At 59.2% G+C, this 15,098-nt stretch carries 16 protein-coding genes; 11 read left to right on the forward strand and 5 right to left on the reverse strand.

What is annotated here, in order from left to right; all coding sequences use genetic code 11:
* The first annotated feature begins 12 nt into the window (after nucleotides 1-12).
* Nucleotides 13-2,061: a S9 family peptidase gene (locus K6118_RS04245; RefSeq protein WP_247118975.1), complete on the forward strand. Its 2,049-nt coding sequence runs from the start codon at nucleotides 13-15 to the stop codon at nucleotides 2,059-2,061.
* A gap of 122 nt (nucleotides 2,062-2,183) precedes the next feature.
* Nucleotides 2,184-2,618: a hypothetical protein gene (locus K6118_RS04250; RefSeq protein ID WP_247118976.1), complete on the forward strand. Its 435-nt coding sequence runs from the start codon at nucleotides 2,184-2,186 to the stop codon at nucleotides 2,616-2,618.
* A 352-nt stretch (nucleotides 2,619-2,970) separates the two neighbouring features.
* On the opposite strand, the gene K6118_RS04255 is transcribed toward K6118_RS04250, so the two are convergent.
* Nucleotides 2,971-4,851 (reverse strand): amidohydrolase, encoded by a 1,881-nt coding sequence (locus tag K6118_RS04255; protein ID WP_247118977.1) that lies wholly within the window; start codon nucleotides 4,849-4,851, stop codon nucleotides 2,971-2,973.
* A 129-nt stretch (nucleotides 4,852-4,980) separates the two neighbouring features.
* On the opposite strand from K6118_RS04255, the gene K6118_RS04260 reads away from it, so the two are divergent.
* The gene (locus K6118_RS04260; protein WP_247118978.1) at nucleotides 4,981-6,309 is read left to right on the forward strand and encodes a putative O-glycosylation ligase, exosortase A system-associated; all 1,329 of its coding nucleotides are present in this window, start codon (nucleotides 4,981-4,983) and stop codon (nucleotides 6,307-6,309) included.
* Nucleotides 6,310-6,313: 4 nt separating this feature from the next.
* Here the strand turns inward: K6118_RS04260 and K6118_RS04265 are convergent, their stop codons facing one another.
* The gene (locus K6118_RS04265; RefSeq protein WP_247118979.1) at nucleotides 6,314-6,667 is read right to left on the reverse strand and encodes a hypothetical protein; all 354 of its coding nucleotides are present in this window, start codon (nucleotides 6,665-6,667) and stop codon (nucleotides 6,314-6,316) included.
* 41 nt (nucleotides 6,668-6,708) lie between these two features.
* Nucleotides 6,709-7,728 carry a phage shock protein operon transcriptional activator gene (pspF, locus tag K6118_RS04270; protein WP_247118980.1) on the reverse strand — a complete coding sequence of 340 codons (1,020 nt, stop codon included), beginning with the start codon at nucleotides 7,726-7,728 and terminating at the stop codon, nucleotides 6,709-6,711.
* A gap of 211 nt (nucleotides 7,729-7,939) precedes the next feature.
* Here pspF and K6118_RS04275 point away from each other — a divergent pair, with 211 nt between their 5' ends.
* From K6118_RS04275 to K6118_RS04305, 7 genes are all read left to right on the forward strand, one after another.
* Entirely contained in the window at nucleotides 7,940-8,107 is a 168-nt protein-coding gene (locus tag K6118_RS04275; RefSeq protein WP_247118981.1) for a hypothetical protein, read from the forward strand.
* A gap of 162 nt (nucleotides 8,108-8,269) precedes the next feature.
* The gene (gene pspA / locus K6118_RS04280) at nucleotides 8,270-9,007 is read left to right on the forward strand and encodes a phage shock protein PspA (RefSeq protein ID WP_247118982.1); all 738 of its coding nucleotides are present in this window, start codon (nucleotides 8,270-8,272) and stop codon (nucleotides 9,005-9,007) included.
* 41 nt (nucleotides 9,008-9,048) lie between these two features.
* Nucleotides 9,049-9,276, forward strand: coding sequence for an envelope stress response membrane protein PspB (pspB, locus tag K6118_RS04285; protein WP_247118983.1), 228 nt, complete (start codon nucleotides 9,049-9,051; stop codon nucleotides 9,274-9,276).
* Nucleotides 9,263-9,652 carry an envelope stress response membrane protein PspC gene (pspC, locus tag K6118_RS04290; protein WP_247118984.1) on the forward strand — a complete coding sequence of 130 codons (390 nt, stop codon included), beginning with the start codon at nucleotides 9,263-9,265 and terminating at the stop codon, nucleotides 9,650-9,652. Before pspB ends, pspC begins: the two co-directional genes overlap by 14 nt.
* A 110-nt stretch (nucleotides 9,653-9,762) precedes the next feature.
* Nucleotides 9,763-10,347: a nuclear transport factor 2 family protein gene (locus K6118_RS04295; RefSeq protein WP_247118985.1), complete on the forward strand. Its 585-nt coding sequence runs from the start codon at nucleotides 9,763-9,765 to the stop codon at nucleotides 10,345-10,347.
* Between the two features lie 85 nt (nucleotides 10,348-10,432).
* Nucleotides 10,433-10,993, forward strand: a complete 561-nt coding sequence (locus tag K6118_RS04300; RefSeq protein ID WP_247118986.1) for a PAS domain-containing protein — start codon at nucleotides 10,433-10,435, stop codon at nucleotides 10,991-10,993.
* A gap of 165 nt (nucleotides 10,994-11,158) precedes the next feature.
* Nucleotides 11,159-11,710, forward strand: coding sequence for a PAS domain-containing protein (locus K6118_RS04305; protein ID WP_281500635.1), 552 nt, complete (start codon nucleotides 11,159-11,161; stop codon nucleotides 11,708-11,710).
* On the opposite strand, the gene K6118_RS04310 is transcribed toward K6118_RS04305, so the two are convergent.
* Nucleotides 11,707-13,041 (reverse strand): spinster family MFS transporter, encoded by a 1,335-nt coding sequence (locus tag K6118_RS04310; protein WP_247118988.1) that lies wholly within the window; start codon nucleotides 13,039-13,041, stop codon nucleotides 11,707-11,709. The two genes, K6118_RS04305 and K6118_RS04310, sit on opposite strands and share 4 nt — an antisense overlap.
* 142 nt (nucleotides 13,042-13,183) lie before the next feature.
* On the opposite strand from K6118_RS04310, the gene K6118_RS04315 reads away from it, so the two are divergent.
* Nucleotides 13,184-13,600 carry a SufE family protein gene (locus tag K6118_RS04315; RefSeq protein WP_247118989.1) on the forward strand — a complete coding sequence of 139 codons (417 nt, stop codon included), beginning with the start codon at nucleotides 13,184-13,186 and terminating at the stop codon, nucleotides 13,598-13,600.
* Nucleotides 13,601-13,672: 72 nt separating this feature from the next.
* Here K6118_RS04315 and K6118_RS04320 read toward each other — a convergent pair whose 3' ends face one another.
* The gene (locus K6118_RS04320) at nucleotides 13,673-15,040 is read right to left on the reverse strand and encodes a sodium-dependent transporter (RefSeq protein WP_281500580.1); all 1,368 of its coding nucleotides are present in this window, start codon (nucleotides 15,038-15,040) and stop codon (nucleotides 13,673-13,675) included.
* Nucleotides 15,041-15,098 lie beyond the last annotated feature (58 nt).

Consider the following 15,098-nt stretch of genomic DNA (forward strand, 5'->3'; position numbering starts at 1 on the left):
GGGAGGATGACGATGTTCCTACGTGGCATTTTCATGGTGGCCCTGGCGGCGATGAGCCTGAAGGCCGTCGCCGACGACACCAAAATCGACTATCAGGATATCTTCAATCTCGAATACGCCTCAGATCCAAGGATCACGCCGGACGGCAAATCGGTCGTCTATGTGCGCAATTCCATGGACATCATGACCGACAGCACCCGCGCCAACATCTGGACTGTGGGGCTCGACGGCAAGGGCCATAAGCCGATCCTGTCCGGCAAGGCCAACTACCGGATGCCGCGTTTCTCGCCGGACGGCACGCGCATGGCTTATGTGTCCTCGGTCGAAGGCAAGACGCAGATCTATGTCCGCTGGCTCGCCACGGGGGAGACCGCGCGGGTAACCGACTTGCAGTTTGGTCCCAGCTCGCTGGCCTGGTCGCCGGACGGCACCCAGATCGCCTTCACCATGTTTGTGCCCAAGAAGCAGAAGACCTTTTTCTCCCTGCCCGCGAAGCCCAAGGGCGCCAAGTGGGCCGGTCCCGCGCAGGTGATCGATCGCGCCACCTACCGCATCAACGAAGTCGGCTATCTGCCGCACGGCTATACCCAGATTTTCGTGGTCCCCGCCGATGGCGGCACGCCCCGGCAGGTGACCAAGGGGGACTATAACTACGGCGGCCAGATGGCCTGGATGCCGGACAGTAAAACCATCGTCCTGTCGGTCAACCGCTCCGAAAACTGGCAGCTCAACCCGCTTGAGAGCGAGATTTACACGCTGGGCATCGATGACGGCAAGCTGACGCAGCTCACCCACCGCAAGGGCCCGGACGCAGGCCCACAGGTGTCGCCGGACGGCAGTCTGATCGCCTATGTCGGCTTCGACGACAAGGGGATGCAAAGCCAGAACCAACAGCTTTATGTTATGGGCGCGGACGGCAGCAACCCACATATGCTGACGCCGGACCTGGACCGTGCCATCGCCGAGTTCCAATGGAGCAAGGACGGCAAGGGCCTTTACTATAGCTATGACGACCGTGGCACCCGCCATGTGTCCTACGTCACGCTCGCAGGTGCTGGCCGCAAGATCACCGGCAAGGTTGGCGGCCAGTCGCTCGGCCGTCCCTACACCAGCGGTGATTTCCGCGCGGCCCCTGATGGCCGTGTCGTCTTCACGCTGGGCCGCACCGAACGTCCGGCTGACCTGGCGGTTGTGGACCGGATCGGCCGCGTAACGCCGATCACCGCGCTCAACGAGGACATCTTCGGCCACAAGAAGCTGGCGGGTGTTGAGGAGCTGAATTTCGATTCCTCCGTCGACAAGACGCCGATCGAAGCCTGGCTGATGAAGCCGGTGGATTTCGACCCATCGAAGAAATATCCGCTGCTTCTGGAAATCCACGGCGGCCCGCACGCGGCCTACGGCCCGGATTTTGCCGCCGAGGACCAGCTTTATGCCGCCCATGGCTATGTGGTCGTTTACGTCAACCCGCGCGGCAGCACCTCGTATGGCGCGGCGTTCGCCAACATGATCCATCATGACTATCCGTCGCACGACTATGACGACCTGATGGATGCGGTGAACCTGGTGATCGGCCAGGGCTATATCGATACCGACCAGCTTTATATCACCGGTGGCTCCGGCGGCGGTGTGCTGTCGGCCTGGACCATCGGCCACACCAACCGCTTCCGCGCGGCCGTGGTGGTCAAGCCGGTCATCAACTGGACCAGCTTCGTGCTGACCGCCGACTTCAGCCCTTATTTCGTCAAATACTGGTTCCCGGACATGCCGTGGAACGCGCAGGAAACCTACTGGAAGCATTCGCCGCTCGCCTACGTCGGCAATGTGAAGACCCCGACCATGATGATGGTCGGCCAGGAGGATTACCGCACCCCGGATTCGGAGACCGAGCAATTCTATGAAGCGCTTAAGCTTCAGGGCATCGATTCCGTCATGGTGCGCATCCCGCAGTCCGGCCACCATATCGCCGCCAAGCCCAGCAACCTGGTGCAGAAGGTCGGCAACATCCTCGCCTGGTTCAAAGACCATGACGGCAAGGACGAGAAAAAAGCGGCCGAGTAAGAGGCTCACTGCTGAAGCAATAGAAAAGGGCCCCGCTTGGGGCCCTTTTTGTTTGGATAAACGCTGCGACTTCTGAATATTGGACTATGTTGAATTTATATTTGCCAGGGGAGAGTCACTAAGTGACCGGTGTAGGGAAAGGTGTGGAGAGATTGGGTATAAAGGTATTGGCGTTTTGGCTCGTCCTTTGCCTGCTATTCCCTCTAATTGAGAAGGTTTCTCCAGTCGGGTCAATTTCCCCTTTTCTGCTGGTTCTGGATAAATGCATGGGACTGGCAAATGACACCAATTGGGGTTTTTTATTTGCAGCCCTCATTATGTCGTTCATCCATATCCTTCTCTATTGGGGAGGTGGGCGGTATGTCGCAAACCATAAGTACCGAGCCACGCATTTGGCATTGGCTGCGGGGACTTTGTTGGGGGTCGGTGCTTTGAGGGGAGATGTATTTCCGGTGTACGGTCTTTTGGCCCTTGGTTTGGCCTGCATATATTTTTTCGGTAAGCGTGCTGGCCCTGCATTTTGGTGGGTTAGTTCGGTGTTGTTAATTATGATGTGACTGCCTCTGGGCATTCTGGGAGTAAGCCTAATTCCCCAGTCACAAGCTCCCGGCCTTAATCTGAAGCTGGGTACGTCGGGCAACTGGTTTCCAGACGAAAAAGAGCAGAAAATTAATTGCGGTGGCCGGTTTTCAGAGGCCTCTTGAGAAGTGAATAAACTATGAGAGCAGACATTAAAGCAAATCTACTGACGTTAGCGACGCCGGTGATTTTTATTGGTTCCGCATTTTTGTGGCCGTGGCCGTATCCACTTATTTCTCTGGTGTTTTTATTGGGACTCAATCTCGCGATCATGGAAATTGGCAGTTGTCCGCATTGTGGTAATAGCTTGTTCTGGAGGGCAAACGGATACTATGCGCCGTGGGCGTCTAGAAGATGTAGCCAGTGTGGTTCACTGGTTGACGAATAGAGCACAATACCTACACGACTACAATAGAAGGCTCCCGGCCTTGACCGGGAGTTTTGTTTTATAGGCGTTTGGGCTTGCTGCGCAGCAGGGGCCTCAGCACCTTCTTCCGGTGCCTCATAGACCACCTTGCCTTTCACCATCGTCAGCACCGCGTGGCCCTTGGGGATTTCCATGGGGTCGACGGTCATCAGGTTGATGTTGAAGGCCGAAAGGTCCGCATCCTTGCCCACGGTGATGCTGCCCAGGTGATCTTCCTGGAAACTGGCATAGGCCGGCCACAGGGTGAACATCTTCAGGGCCTGTGCGCGGGTGACAGCCTCCTCCGGGTGCCAGTCCGGCGCCTGGAAGCCCTTCAGGTCATGGCGGTAAACGGCGGCGTAAAACTCGATCATCGGGTCACCGCGCTCGACCGGCGCGTCCGAGCCGCCGGGGACGATGTTACCGTCCTTGATCAGCGTCTCCCACGCGTAAGCGCCTTTGAGGCGGTCTTCCCCCAGGCGGGCCGGGGCGAAGTGGAAGTCCCCGATCGCGTGCGAGGGCTGCATCGACGGGATGATGCCCAGCGCGTGGAAGCGCGGAATGTCCGCGGGGTTGATGATCTGGCTGTGTTCGTCGCGCCAGCGCGGGTTGGCGATCTTGCGCTCGCTCACCGGCACATCGTTGAAGGCCTCCTGGTACCAGTCCAGCAGCAGCCGGTTGCCCCGGTCACCGATGGCGTGGGTGCAGACCTGGAAGCCCATCTTGAGCGCCTGTTCCATCACCGGCAGCACGTCGCTTTTTTCCGATACCAGCAGGCCGCTGGTGTCAGCGTCCGAATAGGGCTGAAGAAGCGCCGCGCCGCGGGAGCCGAGCGCGCCATCCATATAGAATTTGATCGCGCGGGCGATGATGCGGCCGTCGGCATTGCGGCTGATGCCGCCTTCGAACAGATAGTGCGCGTCTTCCGGGATCACGGCGTTATAGACACGGATGCCCACGTCGCCCGCATCGGCTTCGCGTTCCAGAATTTTCACGTCGGTCCAGGGCACGGACATATTGTGCAGCCCGGTCCAGCCGTAATGGGCGTATACCTCGGCGCCGGTCTTGAGCGCCTTGGCACGGGCCTCCGGCGTCTCGGCCGGGATCAGCGCGTGCACCAGGCCTTGCGCCGCGTCGATCAGCATGCCTGTGGGCTCACCCATCTTGTTCTTGAGGATTTCGCCACCGAACGGCGGTTTGGTGCTGGCGTCGATGCCAGCCGCCTTGAGGGCGGCGCTGTTGGCCACCACCGCATGGCCGTCAGCCCGGCCCAGGATCACCGGAATATCGGGGATGACATCATCCAGGTCCCAGCGGGTGGGGAAGCGGCCTTCGGGCCAGCCGGTCTCGATCCAGCCGCGACCGATCAGCACGTCGGACGGGTGGCCCGTACGCCAGTCGAGGATTTTGGTCTTCAGCTCGGCGATGGATTTGGTGCCTTCGAGGTTGAGCGTCAGCTCGCGCTCGCCGATGCCGGCCAGGTGCGCGTGCGCGTCAACAAAGCCGGGGAACAGCGTGGCACCTTTGAGGTTGATGACCTTGGTATCCGGCCCCACCAGCGCCTGCGCGTCGGCCTTGTTGCCGACATAGACGAAGCGGCCGCCGCTGATCGCCACGGCTTCGGCCTCAGGGTTGCTGTCATCCGCCGTATAGATGGCGCCGCCCCAGACGACGGTGTCGGCAGGGGCCATGGCTGGCGCTGCGGCGGTGTCCTGGGCCGCGGGCGCGTCCTGTGCCCAGGCGGAGGTCGTCCAGGCGGCGGCCGCCAGTGTGAAAACGGCGCATATACTAGTAATCAAGCGCATCAAGCCTCTCCCAATTTTGTGTTTCCTGAATGCTATGGCCGAAATCGGCCCTGTCAAGCGATTGGCTTGCTTGGGGCATACGGTTTCGGGCAGTATAGCGCCGACGAACCGAAGGGGCAGACGGGGTTTATGCGCGGTATTCTGGTTTCATTGCTGATTTTCATGTGGGTGCCGATCATGGCGTTCAAGCCCCATATCGGCATTCTTGTGTGGTCCTGGGTGTCCACCATGAACCCGCACCAGCAGACTTTTGACTTCGCGCGCACCTTCCCGTTCCTGAACTTTGCCGCTGCGGCGACCATACTGGGGATTGTCCTCAGCAAGGAAAAGCAGCGCATACCCGCGCATCCGATCATCATTATCCTGGTTATGTATTTCCTGTGGGTGTGCGTGACCACGGTGCTGGCGATGGACCCATCGGAGAGCTTCGGCAAGTTCAGCCAGTTCTCCAAATCGCTGCTGTTCGCGGCCCTGTCGGTGGCTGTGATGCGGTCGCCCAGCCGCCTCAAGGCTTTCGTGTGGGTGCTTGCCCTGTCCATGGGCTATTTCGGCATCAAGGGTGGCCTTTATACCATCATGACCGGCGGTAGCGGCCGTGTGCAGGGCGGCGGCGGTATGCTGGAGGATAACAACCAGCTTGCCATGGCCATGGCGATGACCGTGCCGCTGGCTTTCTATCTCTGGCGGTATCCGCCGATCGAGAAGCTGAAAATGCCGCTTCTGGGCGCGGCCGGGCTTGTGATGCTGTCGGTGATCGGCACCCAGTCCCGCGGTGGTTTCGCGGCCCTTGCCGCCGTGATGGCGATGATGCTTCTCAAGACCCGGCGTAAGATCGCCATGGTGGCGCTTCTGATCCCGATCGCGATCGGTGCATATGCCTTCCTGCCGGACAGCTATAGGAACCGGATCAAAAGCTCTGAGCACGCCACCGAGGATTCGAGCTTCCTCGGCCGGGTGGTCATGTGGAAATTCTCCTCCAACCTGGCGGACGACCGGCCGGTGCAAGGCGGTGGCTTCAACGTCTTCTATGTGCCCAGGGCGTTGGAGCTTTACCTGCCGCCGGGCCATAAGGGGCGCGCGCCACACTCCATCTATTTCGAGGTTCTCGGCGAACATGGCTATACCGGCCTGTACCTGTTCCTCACCATCATCTTTACCGGTTATTATGCGGCTGGAACGGCGGCTAGGCGGTTCCGGCGACATGAGGAAACGCGCTGGATCGGGGACTTATGCGGCGCGATCCAGCTCAGCATCATCGGCTATGCGGTTGGCGGGCTGACCGTGAATATCGGTACCTTCGAATATTTTTACGACCTGCTGGCTGTGATCGTCATGGCGACTGCCGTGGGCGATAAAATCCTTGAGCGCGGTGAGGAGAAGGTGCCCGTGCTGGCATCCGCCGAACCGGAGGATGAAGAACTGCCGGACAAGGACAAGAAATGGTCCCCTTACGGCTGAGGCCTTAGGCCTGGCCGTCTTTCTTGCCGTCTTCTTTGGGGGGCTTCTGTGCCTTGTCGAGCCGGTCGGTGAAGGCGCTTGAGCGGCTGCGGCGGAACAGCGCCGCCAGAATGCCGACGATCGCCGCAAGGACAAGTACGATGCCGAAAAGGATGGCAAAGCCGAGAATCCAGGTGGTGAGGCTGTGCATCGAGCCGCAATCGTCGCCACACAGGGCGGCATAAGGGTTGCCGACCCAGAAGCGGAAACCGCCATACACCGTGATCGCCAGCACCAGGAGCACGATAATCTGCCGCGTGGTGACGATGGCTCCGGCGCGGCCGCGTTTGCGTTTCTCTATGAAGACTTTCTCTGACATGGCGGCACTATGATCGGGCAGAAGCCAACAATCAAGCCATATCAGAGGAGACCATGCTTCCTGAGGCCATGGCGGAACTGGTCGTAGCTGAGGCCGGTGTAACCGGCGGCGGCGCGCTGGTTGAAGCGGCAGGCTTCAAGCGCGGTTTCATAGAGCTTCTTTTCATAAGCGGCGGCATCGTTGCGCAGGTCGAACGGTTCTGTCGGCAGGGCAGGCGTGACGGGGGCGGGGGTCCCGGTCGCGGCGCTTTCTTCCTTTACCGGTTTGATGGCGGCTTTCGGGCGGAAGGGGCTTTCGAACGGGTCGAACACGATGTGGGAGACGGGCTCCTCGCCGTCCCAGGCGCAATAGAGCGCGCGTTCGACCACATTCTTGAGTTCCCGCACATTGCCGGGCCAATGGTAGGCCAGCATGGCCTGAAGCGCGTCATCGCTGAAGCCGGGAAATTGCAGCCACTCCAGCTCCCGCGCCATCGCCCGGCCGAAATGGTTGGCGAGCACGGGAATGTCCTCAGGCCGTTCCCTGAGGGGCGGCACGGTGATGACGTCGAACGCCAGCCGGTCCAGCAGGTCGTGGCGGAAGGTGCCGCGCTCAGCGGCAGCGGGCAGGTCGATGTTGGTGGCGCCGATCACCCGGACATCGACCGAGATGGTCTCATTGCCGCCGACGCGCTCGAACTCGCCATATTCGATGACGCGCAACAGCTTTTCCTGTGCCGCCATGCTCATGGTGCCGATCTCATCAAGGAACAGGCTGCCGGTGTCGGCGGCCTCAAAACGGCCGGCGCGGCGGCCCCTTGCGCCGGTGAAGGCACCGGGTTCGTAACCGAACAGCTCACTTTCCAGCAGTGTTTCGGCAAGTGCGGCACAGTTCATCTTCTGGAACGGCTGGTTCCAGCGGTTGGACAGATAATGCAGGCGCGCGGCAATCAGCTCCTTACCGGTGCCGCGCTCGCCGATCACCAGCATCGGCCGGTCCAGGGGCGCGGCGCGGCTGATCTGGTCCATCATGTCGAGGAGGGCGGGGGAAGAGCCGAGGATCTGGTCGTTTGTGCGTGCCATGTGCCACTATTTAGTAATTTTCACCATATTATGGTAAATAATATCAGGCTGAGATTGTGAATATTCAAGGTGAAAAATAAAAATATAAATAAATCAATGACTTACGAATTTTATAAAAACTGGCACACCCGATGCAAATAAGGGAAATGTCAGCGACACAAAGACTGACAGTCACAATAAGACAGCGAAACAAGACTGAAGGACTAAAGAGATGAACAAGATGATGCACCTGACCCCCGCCCTTTCCGTTTTGAACGGTTCGGTCCGGGAATTCGACGGGATCGTTGCCTGCTTCGGCATGACCCGCACGTCGGATGAGCGTCTGCCGCTTGCCGGCCGTCGCCAGCGTCGCCAGGCTCGTCGCCGCCGTCTGATGTAGTCTTGACCTTAGGCCCGGCACCCGGAAAACCGGGGTCGGGCCAGCGAAAAAGAGGCCTAAGCCCATTCGCCCAGGGAGACATCCTGAAAAGGGAGACAGTCCTAAAAAAATGGCTAACAAAGCCCGGGACACACGCGAGGAAAAATCGAAAGGACAATAAAAATGGGTATCTTTTCCCGACTGAGTGACATCGTTAACTCGAACATCAACGCCATTCTCGACCGGGCGGAAGATCCGGACAAGATCATCCGCATGGTCATCCAGGAAATGGAAGACACGCTTGTCGAGGTGCGTTCGAGTGCCGCCAAGACCATCGCCGACCGCAAGGATATCGAGCGCCGGATCACCAAGCTTGCCCACGTCCAGCGTGACTGGGAGAAAAAGGCCGAGCTCGCTATCTCCAAGGGCCGCGACGACCTGGCCAAGGGTGCGCTCATCGAGAAAGCCAAGGTTGCCGATATGGCCGCCCATCTTGAGGAAGAGCTGAAGCACATCGAAGATGCGCTGACCCGCAACGAAGAAGATGTGATCAAGCTTGAAGCCAAGCTGCGTGAGGCCCAGGCCAAGAAAGCGTCCATTCAAGCGCGGCACAAGTCTGTCTCCAATCAGGTGCGCGTACGCAAGAACCTGTATGACAACCGCATCCATGACGCCTTCGAGCGTTTCGAGAAGGTCGAACACCGGCTGGACCGCATGGAAGGCGAGGCTGAGGCGCTCGGCATGGGCCGTACCGAAAACCTGGCGGATCAGATCGGCGCTCTTGAAGCCGATGACGATATCGAAAAGGAACTGGCTGCCATGAAGGCGAAGGCCCAGGGCGGCAAATCCACCTCGGTTCCGGCCAGCGCTCCGGCCTCGAAAACCAAGAAAGCCACCCCAAAGAAGACGGCGTCGAAATAATCGGCGCCGCCCCACAAGAAGAATAAAGGGAGGCCTAAGCCATGGACGTACTGCCGATACTGCTAGCGGTTATCGTCGCCCCGATCTGGATTATCTTTCACTATATAACCAAGTGGAAACAGATGAAGGGCATCTCGGCCGAAGACGAAGCGTCGCTCGGTGACCTGCGTACCTCAGCCGACCGGCTGGAGGAACGCCTGCGGACGATGGAGCGCATTCTGGACGATGAAATCCCCGACTGGAGGAGCCGTCATCATGACAAACTTTAACAAACGGCCGACCCGGCTATACAAGGACCCGCGCCACGGGCGTGTCATGGGTGTCTGCGCAGGCCTCAGCGACTATTTCAGCATGAATGTCCGCGCCATCCGCATCCTGGCCATCATCGGGGTGTTCATGTCCGGTGGCTGGCTGATCCTGGCCTATCTGGTGCTCGGCTTCGCGCTCGACCCCAAGCCGGAGGACCTCTACACCGACGACCGGGAAGAAGAATTCTGGCGTCAGACGCGCCGCTCGCCGGACTATACCGCCGCTGAGCTCCGCCGCCGCTTCCGTGACATCGAACGCCGCACGGCGGACATGGAAGCCTATATGACCAGCAAGCGTTTCCGCCTCGAACGCGAGCTTAAAGCGCTCGAGGACTAGGAGAAGGTCTTAACGAGATTTCCCTTTCTCCCAGAAAGAGAAAATCCAAGGACGGAGTTCACCATGAAACTCCGTCCTCTTTTTTAGAAAAAATAAGCGAGGAGGAAGCGATGTCATTCATTCATACGGTTCCGGCGGTGGCGATGGCCGCGATTGCCATATCTGTGCCCGCGGCAGCTGGAGATGCTGATCCGGTGGTAGATGTAGGACCGGGCGTGACCATGCCAGAGGCGATGGGAAGCGCTGCTGCCACACATGGTCCCCTGTATGACGCGATCAGGGCGGCGGACCTGCGTCTTTTCCATGTCTCATTCGACCTGTGCGACCCTGATGCCCTTGCCACTATGGTGACGGACGACCTGGAGTTTTTCCATGACCGCAACGGCGTCGTTGCCACGTCCGGCGCCCAGTTTATCCGGGACTTCCGGGACCACTGTCGGAAGCAGAAGGCCGGGACGGACTTTCTTTCCCGCCGGGAATTGATCCCCGGCAGCCTCCGGGTTTACCCGCTTGGCCCCAACCGGGCTTTCGAGATGGGCAGCCACCGCTTCTTCAAACTGACGCCGGGCGCGCCCGATCAGCTGACCGAAACCGCGCTCTTTGCCCATGTTTGGGCAAAGGTGGATGGCAGCTGGAGGCTGGAACGGGTCATAAGCTATGATCATAAGGATGCCCCGAAACCAATGCCCAGATAGGTACTGTGACACTTTTTCAGTGTTGCTAGTTGCCTGACATCGTCCCCGCATATAGTATGTAAATGTCTGTGTTGGGGACGGATTTATGCATCAGATTATTGAGAGCAGCCCGCTCTTCCGCACCATTTATAAGGTGTGGGACAAATTAAGAGACGAAGACCAGGTCGTGCCGACGCGCGACCGGTTCAATCCGATGGCGCTCGGGTCGGATTTGGAGAATGTCGTGTTGGTCGAACGCGTGGACCGGGGCCGGTATGAATACCGGGTCATGGGAACCGCGGTCAGCACCCGGATGTCGTCAAATCCTGTCGGCACCAATATTCTCGATTATTTCCTGCCAGACGCTCAGGAATTCCTCACGGACTGGTTTGAGGCCATGACCTTCCAAGCCTGCGGCGTGGTCACTGAGCTGGACATGGTCTACAAGAACGATCCGAACCGGTCGGTCTGTATCTTTGGCCTGCCGATCCGCGGCAAGGGCGGTAAGGGCTATTATTATCTGTTTGGCAACCAGGCCAGGAAGCCGAAGCCGGGCGAACAGCAGCTCGACGGTGTGGTCAGCGCAGGCGAATATTTCCTGGAATGCACGGGCATTGATATCGGGGCCGGGTTGCCGGACCTGCCTAATATGCCGGCGCGCCCATAGCTCCCTCCCAGGGGTGATAAACGGCTCTATATTTACTTTGGTTTAGCCTTCTTTAACATGACGTCGGCTATCTTGGACCTAGCTTGAGGTGCGAATGCGTATGCCGCCATGTTCGCTGGCGGTCTCAGGTGTATGGTGCGGCAGCCATGTAAACGCGAATATGTCATGCAGGAGGTGCATGTGCCGGGTGGCCATTTCTCCAAATTTTTTAATATCTGGGCATCTTTCCGCAGGGATGGAGAGACCGTGCCCTTATGGCCGAGCGTCAAGCCCATGGCGTTTGGTGATCTCCTGACCGATGTTATGCTTGTGCGGAAAAATGAGGACGGCGAGTATCGTTTCCGTCTACTTGGCTCGGCCATCAATCAGCGTATGGGGTCGGACCCCGTCGGTCAGAGCATCCTGAGTCTTATGCATCCACGAGTCCATGAGTATATTCTTCGCTGGTTCGACCTGGTTATTACCCAGCCGTGCGGGGCCATCAGCGATGCGGACATTCTGTTCGAACGGCCCTCTAACATACGGGTCAAGTCGATCTGTCTGCCCATTGCGGATGCCAGCGGGAAGATAGACACATTCATGTACTGGAATGATATCCAGGGGCTTGCCGGCTATGGCAATTTCGGCGCCTTCCGGATGCTTGGCGCCAAATATTTCATGGTCGAAGCGGTCGATATCGGCGCCGGTGTTCCCGAAGGCCCGGCTTGGGCCGGTTAAGACTGTTCAGCCAGCCGTTCCTCTTCCGCGATCACGGCCTTGGCGAAGGCCTTGCGGCCCCACAGAAGAAGCCCAAGACACAGCGGCGTGGTAATCGCCGCCACCAGTGCCATGGAATAATTGAGCTTCATCTCATCACCGAAGACATGGTCGGTGAAAAAGCCGATGAGCCAAGGGCCGGAACCGTAGCCGATGATGTTGGTACACAGCACATAGAAGGCCGTCACCTGCCCGCGCATCTGGTTGGGGGTGATGATATGAAGCCCGGCAAAGGCCACACCCGAAGGCAGGTTCAGAAACAGGTTGGAGACCGCCAGCACCATCCACACCACATGGGTGTCCTGGATGAAGGGCAGGGTCATCGCCGGGATCGCGAAGCCAAGCGGGGCGACGATCATGGCCCGGATATGGGCATCCTTATAACCTTTGCGGAACAGGCGGTCGGCCAGCGTGCCGCCGAGCAACAGCCCCATGGGGCCGGTGATGATGGCAATGCTGCCAAAGGTCTTGCCGACCTCGGCCGGGTTCAGGCCATGGAAGCGGTTGAAGAAAAGCGCGAGGAACATGAGCGTGCCGAAGCCGAGCATCGCCACCGCCGAAATGCCGAAACAGATACCGGCATAAGCCCGGAACCGGCTAAGCATGTGGCGGGCAACCTCCGACACCGGGACAGCCTTGGCAGCCCCCACCATGCCCTTGCGGGACGGTTCCTTGATCGTTCCGATCAGGAGGGCGAGCAGAATCCCCGGCAGGCCGACAAGGACGAAGGTCTTCTGCCAGTGGCCGATGGTCCCCAGGCCGGGAACGGTCCAGTCCGGCATATGCGCGGCAATCTGGATCACCCAGCCGCCGACGATGAAGGCCAGGGCCGACCCGACGGGAATACCCATGGAATAAACCGAAAGCGCGGTCGCAAGCCTATGTTTCGGGAAACTGTCAGCCAGCAGCGACCCGGCAGCGGGGGCCAGGGTGGCTTCGCCCGCGCCAACCCCGATCCGGAGGAGAAACAGGTGGATGAAGTCCCGCGCGAAGGCGCCCAGGGCGGTCATGATGCTCCAGACAATAAGCCCGACGGTGATCAGCCCGCGGCGGCTTCTGCTGTCGGCGATGCGGGCGCAGAACAGCCCGAAGACGGTATAGAAGATCGCGAAGGCATAGCCTGTCAGCACCCCGAATTCGGTATCGCTGATCTTGAAGTCGGCTTTGATTGAAGGGCCGAGAAGGCCGAGGATCTGCCTGTCGATGAAGGAAAAAGTGTAGATGATCAGAAGCAGAAACACCATATACCAGGCGTAGGCCGGGCGTGGATACCCGGTTGGCTGATCTGACATAAGGCCTCCCCTTTTTCCCGTGTCAGGCGTTTGGCCTCTCGGCGATTTGGCCTTTTCTTGAGGCTGCCGATCCGATAGACCTTGCCTTCATTAAGTTGGGCACTGGCGCCCGCTGTCAAGCAAGTTGGAGCGAAAAGCGAGAATGGCCACCCTGGATACGACCCTTGAAGACGTGATCGATACCTTCGAGTTTCTGGACGACTGGGAGGATCGTTACCGCTATGTGATCGACCTTGGCCGCAAGCTGCCGCCCCTCGACGCCAGCGAAATGACCGACACCTACAAGGTGCGCGGTTGCCAAAGCCAGGTCTGGCTCATCCCCGAAATGGACGCCGAAGGCCGCATTCAGCTGCGCGGCGACAGTGACGCTCATATCGTCAAGGGCCTGGTGGCCTTGATGCTCTTGATCTTTTCCGGCAAGACGCCCGCGGAAATCCTGGCGACCGACGCCCGCGCCATCCTCGACAAGCTCGGCCTGTCCGCGCATCTGTCGCCCATGCGGGCGAACGGGCTGTTCTCGATGGTCGAACGCATCCGGGATATTGCCGAAAAGGCCTGATGCGGGCTTTTCGCCGGGCAAGAAAAAGGGGCCACGTGGGCCCCTTTTGTGTGTCTGATGAGTGTCGCAGCCTTAACCGGTGATCGTCGCATAGATAATATTGGCGAAAATCACGGCGATGGCGATCGGGCACACATAGCGCACCAGGAAGTACCAGACCCGGAAGCTCTTGTCCTGGATTGCCAGCTCTTCCATCATCGCCTTGCGGCTGACGAACCAGCCGACGAAAATCATCATGAACATCGCGCCGATAGGCATCAGGATGTTCGAGGCGATATAGTCCTTCAGGTCCATAATGCTGAGACCGAAGATATGGACATTGGCAAGCACGTTGCCTTCCTGGCCGAGCGACGAGAAAATGCCGAGGGCGAAGGCCGCGAAGCCCATGGTGGCCGTGGTCTTGATCCGGTTCCAGCCCATGCGCTCTTCCATGTAGGATACAGCCGGTTCCAGAAGCGAGATCGAACTGGTAATCGCTGCGACGCCCAGAAGCGCGAAGAAAAGCGGCCCCACAATGGTGCCACCCGGCATCTGGCCAAAGGCGATCGGCAGGGTGACGAACACCAGGCCCGGGCCTTTGGAAGCCTCAAGGCCCGGATAGCCGAACACGATCGGGAAGATCGCCAGGCCAGCCAGCAGGGCAACCATGCTGTCGGAGGCTGTGATGATGAAGGCCGAGCGTGGGATGTTGACGCTTTTCGGCAGGTAGGAACCGTAGGTCATCATCGAGCCCATCGCGAGCGAGAGCGAGAAGAAGGCGAGGCCCATGGCGCTGAGTATGTTGTTGACGGTCAGCTTATGGAAATTCGGCTCGAACAGGAACTTGATCGCTGCGTCGAAGTTACCGGTGACACCGGAATAGACCACCAGCAAGATGAGGATGATGAACAGTGCCGGCATCAGGACTTCAACTGCTTTTTCAAGGCCGCCCTGCACACCGCGTGCGACGATGCCGACGGTGATGGCCATGAACAGGAAGTGGTAGACGATCGGCTCGAACGGTTCGGCAATAAAGCTATTGAAGGTCGATTCCGACGTCGCTGCGGTCCAGCCCGTGAAGCCCATGGCAGCCTTGCCGATATAGGCAAGGACCCAGCCACCGACCAGCGAATAGAAGCTGATGATGATAAAGGCGCCGACGATGCCCGACCAGCCGAGCAAGCTCCATGCTTTGCTACGGCCTTCTTCCGAGGCGATCTTGGTCATGGAGTTAACCGGCGACATCTGCCCGCGTCGGCCAAGCGACAGCTCGGCGATCAGGCACGGTGCGCCGATCATGAAGGCGCAGATAAGATAGACCAAGACAAAGGCGCCACCGCCTCCTTGGCCTGCTACGTATGGAAATTTCCAGATATTCCCCAAACCGACGGCACTGCCCACCGCGGCCATAAGGAATGCCCAGCGTGACGACCACTGAGCATGTTGTGATGATCCAGCCATGTAACCCGTTCTCCCCTGTTACATATTTTCATTGGGTCCCGCCTCCCCAGCCGGCGGG

Origin of the sequence: Kordiimonas marina (genome assembly GCF_023006325.1) — a bacterium.
GTDB classification, from domain to species: domain Bacteria; phylum Pseudomonadota; class Alphaproteobacteria; order Sphingomonadales; family Kordiimonadaceae; genus Kordiimonas; species Kordiimonas marina.

Coding starts and splice junctions, on each gene's coding strand:
- K6118_RS04245 (WP_247118975.1), top strand. CDS start 13: ATGTTCCTACGTGGCATTTTCATGGTGGCCCTGGCGGCGATGAGCCTG.
- K6118_RS04255 (WP_247118977.1), bottom strand. CDS start 4,851: ATGCGCTTGATTACTAGTATATGCGCCGTTTTCACACTGGCGGCCGCC.
- K6118_RS04260 (WP_247118978.1), top strand. CDS start 4,981: ATGCGCGGTATTCTGGTTTCATTGCTGATTTTCATGTGGGTGCCGATC.
- K6118_RS04265 (WP_247118979.1), bottom strand. CDS start 6,667: ATGTCAGAGAAAGTCTTCATAGAGAAACGCAAACGCGGCCGCGCCGGA.
- pspF (WP_247118980.1), bottom strand. CDS start 7,728: ATGGCACGCACAAACGACCAGATCCTCGGCTCTTCCCCCGCCCTCCTC.
- K6118_RS04275 (WP_247118981.1), top strand. CDS start 7,940: ATGAACAAGATGATGCACCTGACCCCCGCCCTTTCCGTTTTGAACGGT.
- pspA (WP_247118982.1), top strand. CDS start 8,270: ATGGGTATCTTTTCCCGACTGAGTGACATCGTTAACTCGAACATCAAC.
- pspB (WP_247118983.1), top strand. CDS start 9,049: ATGGACGTACTGCCGATACTGCTAGCGGTTATCGTCGCCCCGATCTGG.
- pspC (WP_247118984.1), top strand. CDS start 9,263: ATGACAAACTTTAACAAACGGCCGACCCGGCTATACAAGGACCCGCGC.
- K6118_RS04295 (WP_247118985.1), top strand. CDS start 9,763: ATGTCATTCATTCATACGGTTCCGGCGGTGGCGATGGCCGCGATTGCC.
- K6118_RS04300 (WP_247118986.1), top strand. CDS start 10,433: ATGCATCAGATTATTGAGAGCAGCCCGCTCTTCCGCACCATTTATAAG.
- K6118_RS04305 (WP_281500635.1), top strand. CDS start 11,159: ATGCAGGAGGTGCATGTGCCGGGTGGCCATTTCTCCAAATTTTTTAAT.
- K6118_RS04310 (WP_247118988.1), bottom strand. CDS start 13,041: ATGTCAGATCAGCCAACCGGGTATCCACGCCCGGCCTACGCCTGGTAT.
- K6118_RS04315 (WP_247118989.1), top strand. CDS start 13,184: ATGGCCACCCTGGATACGACCCTTGAAGACGTGATCGATACCTTCGAG.
- K6118_RS04320 (WP_281500580.1), bottom strand. CDS start 15,040: ATGGCTGGATCATCACAACATGCTCAGTGGTCGTCACGCTGGGCATTC.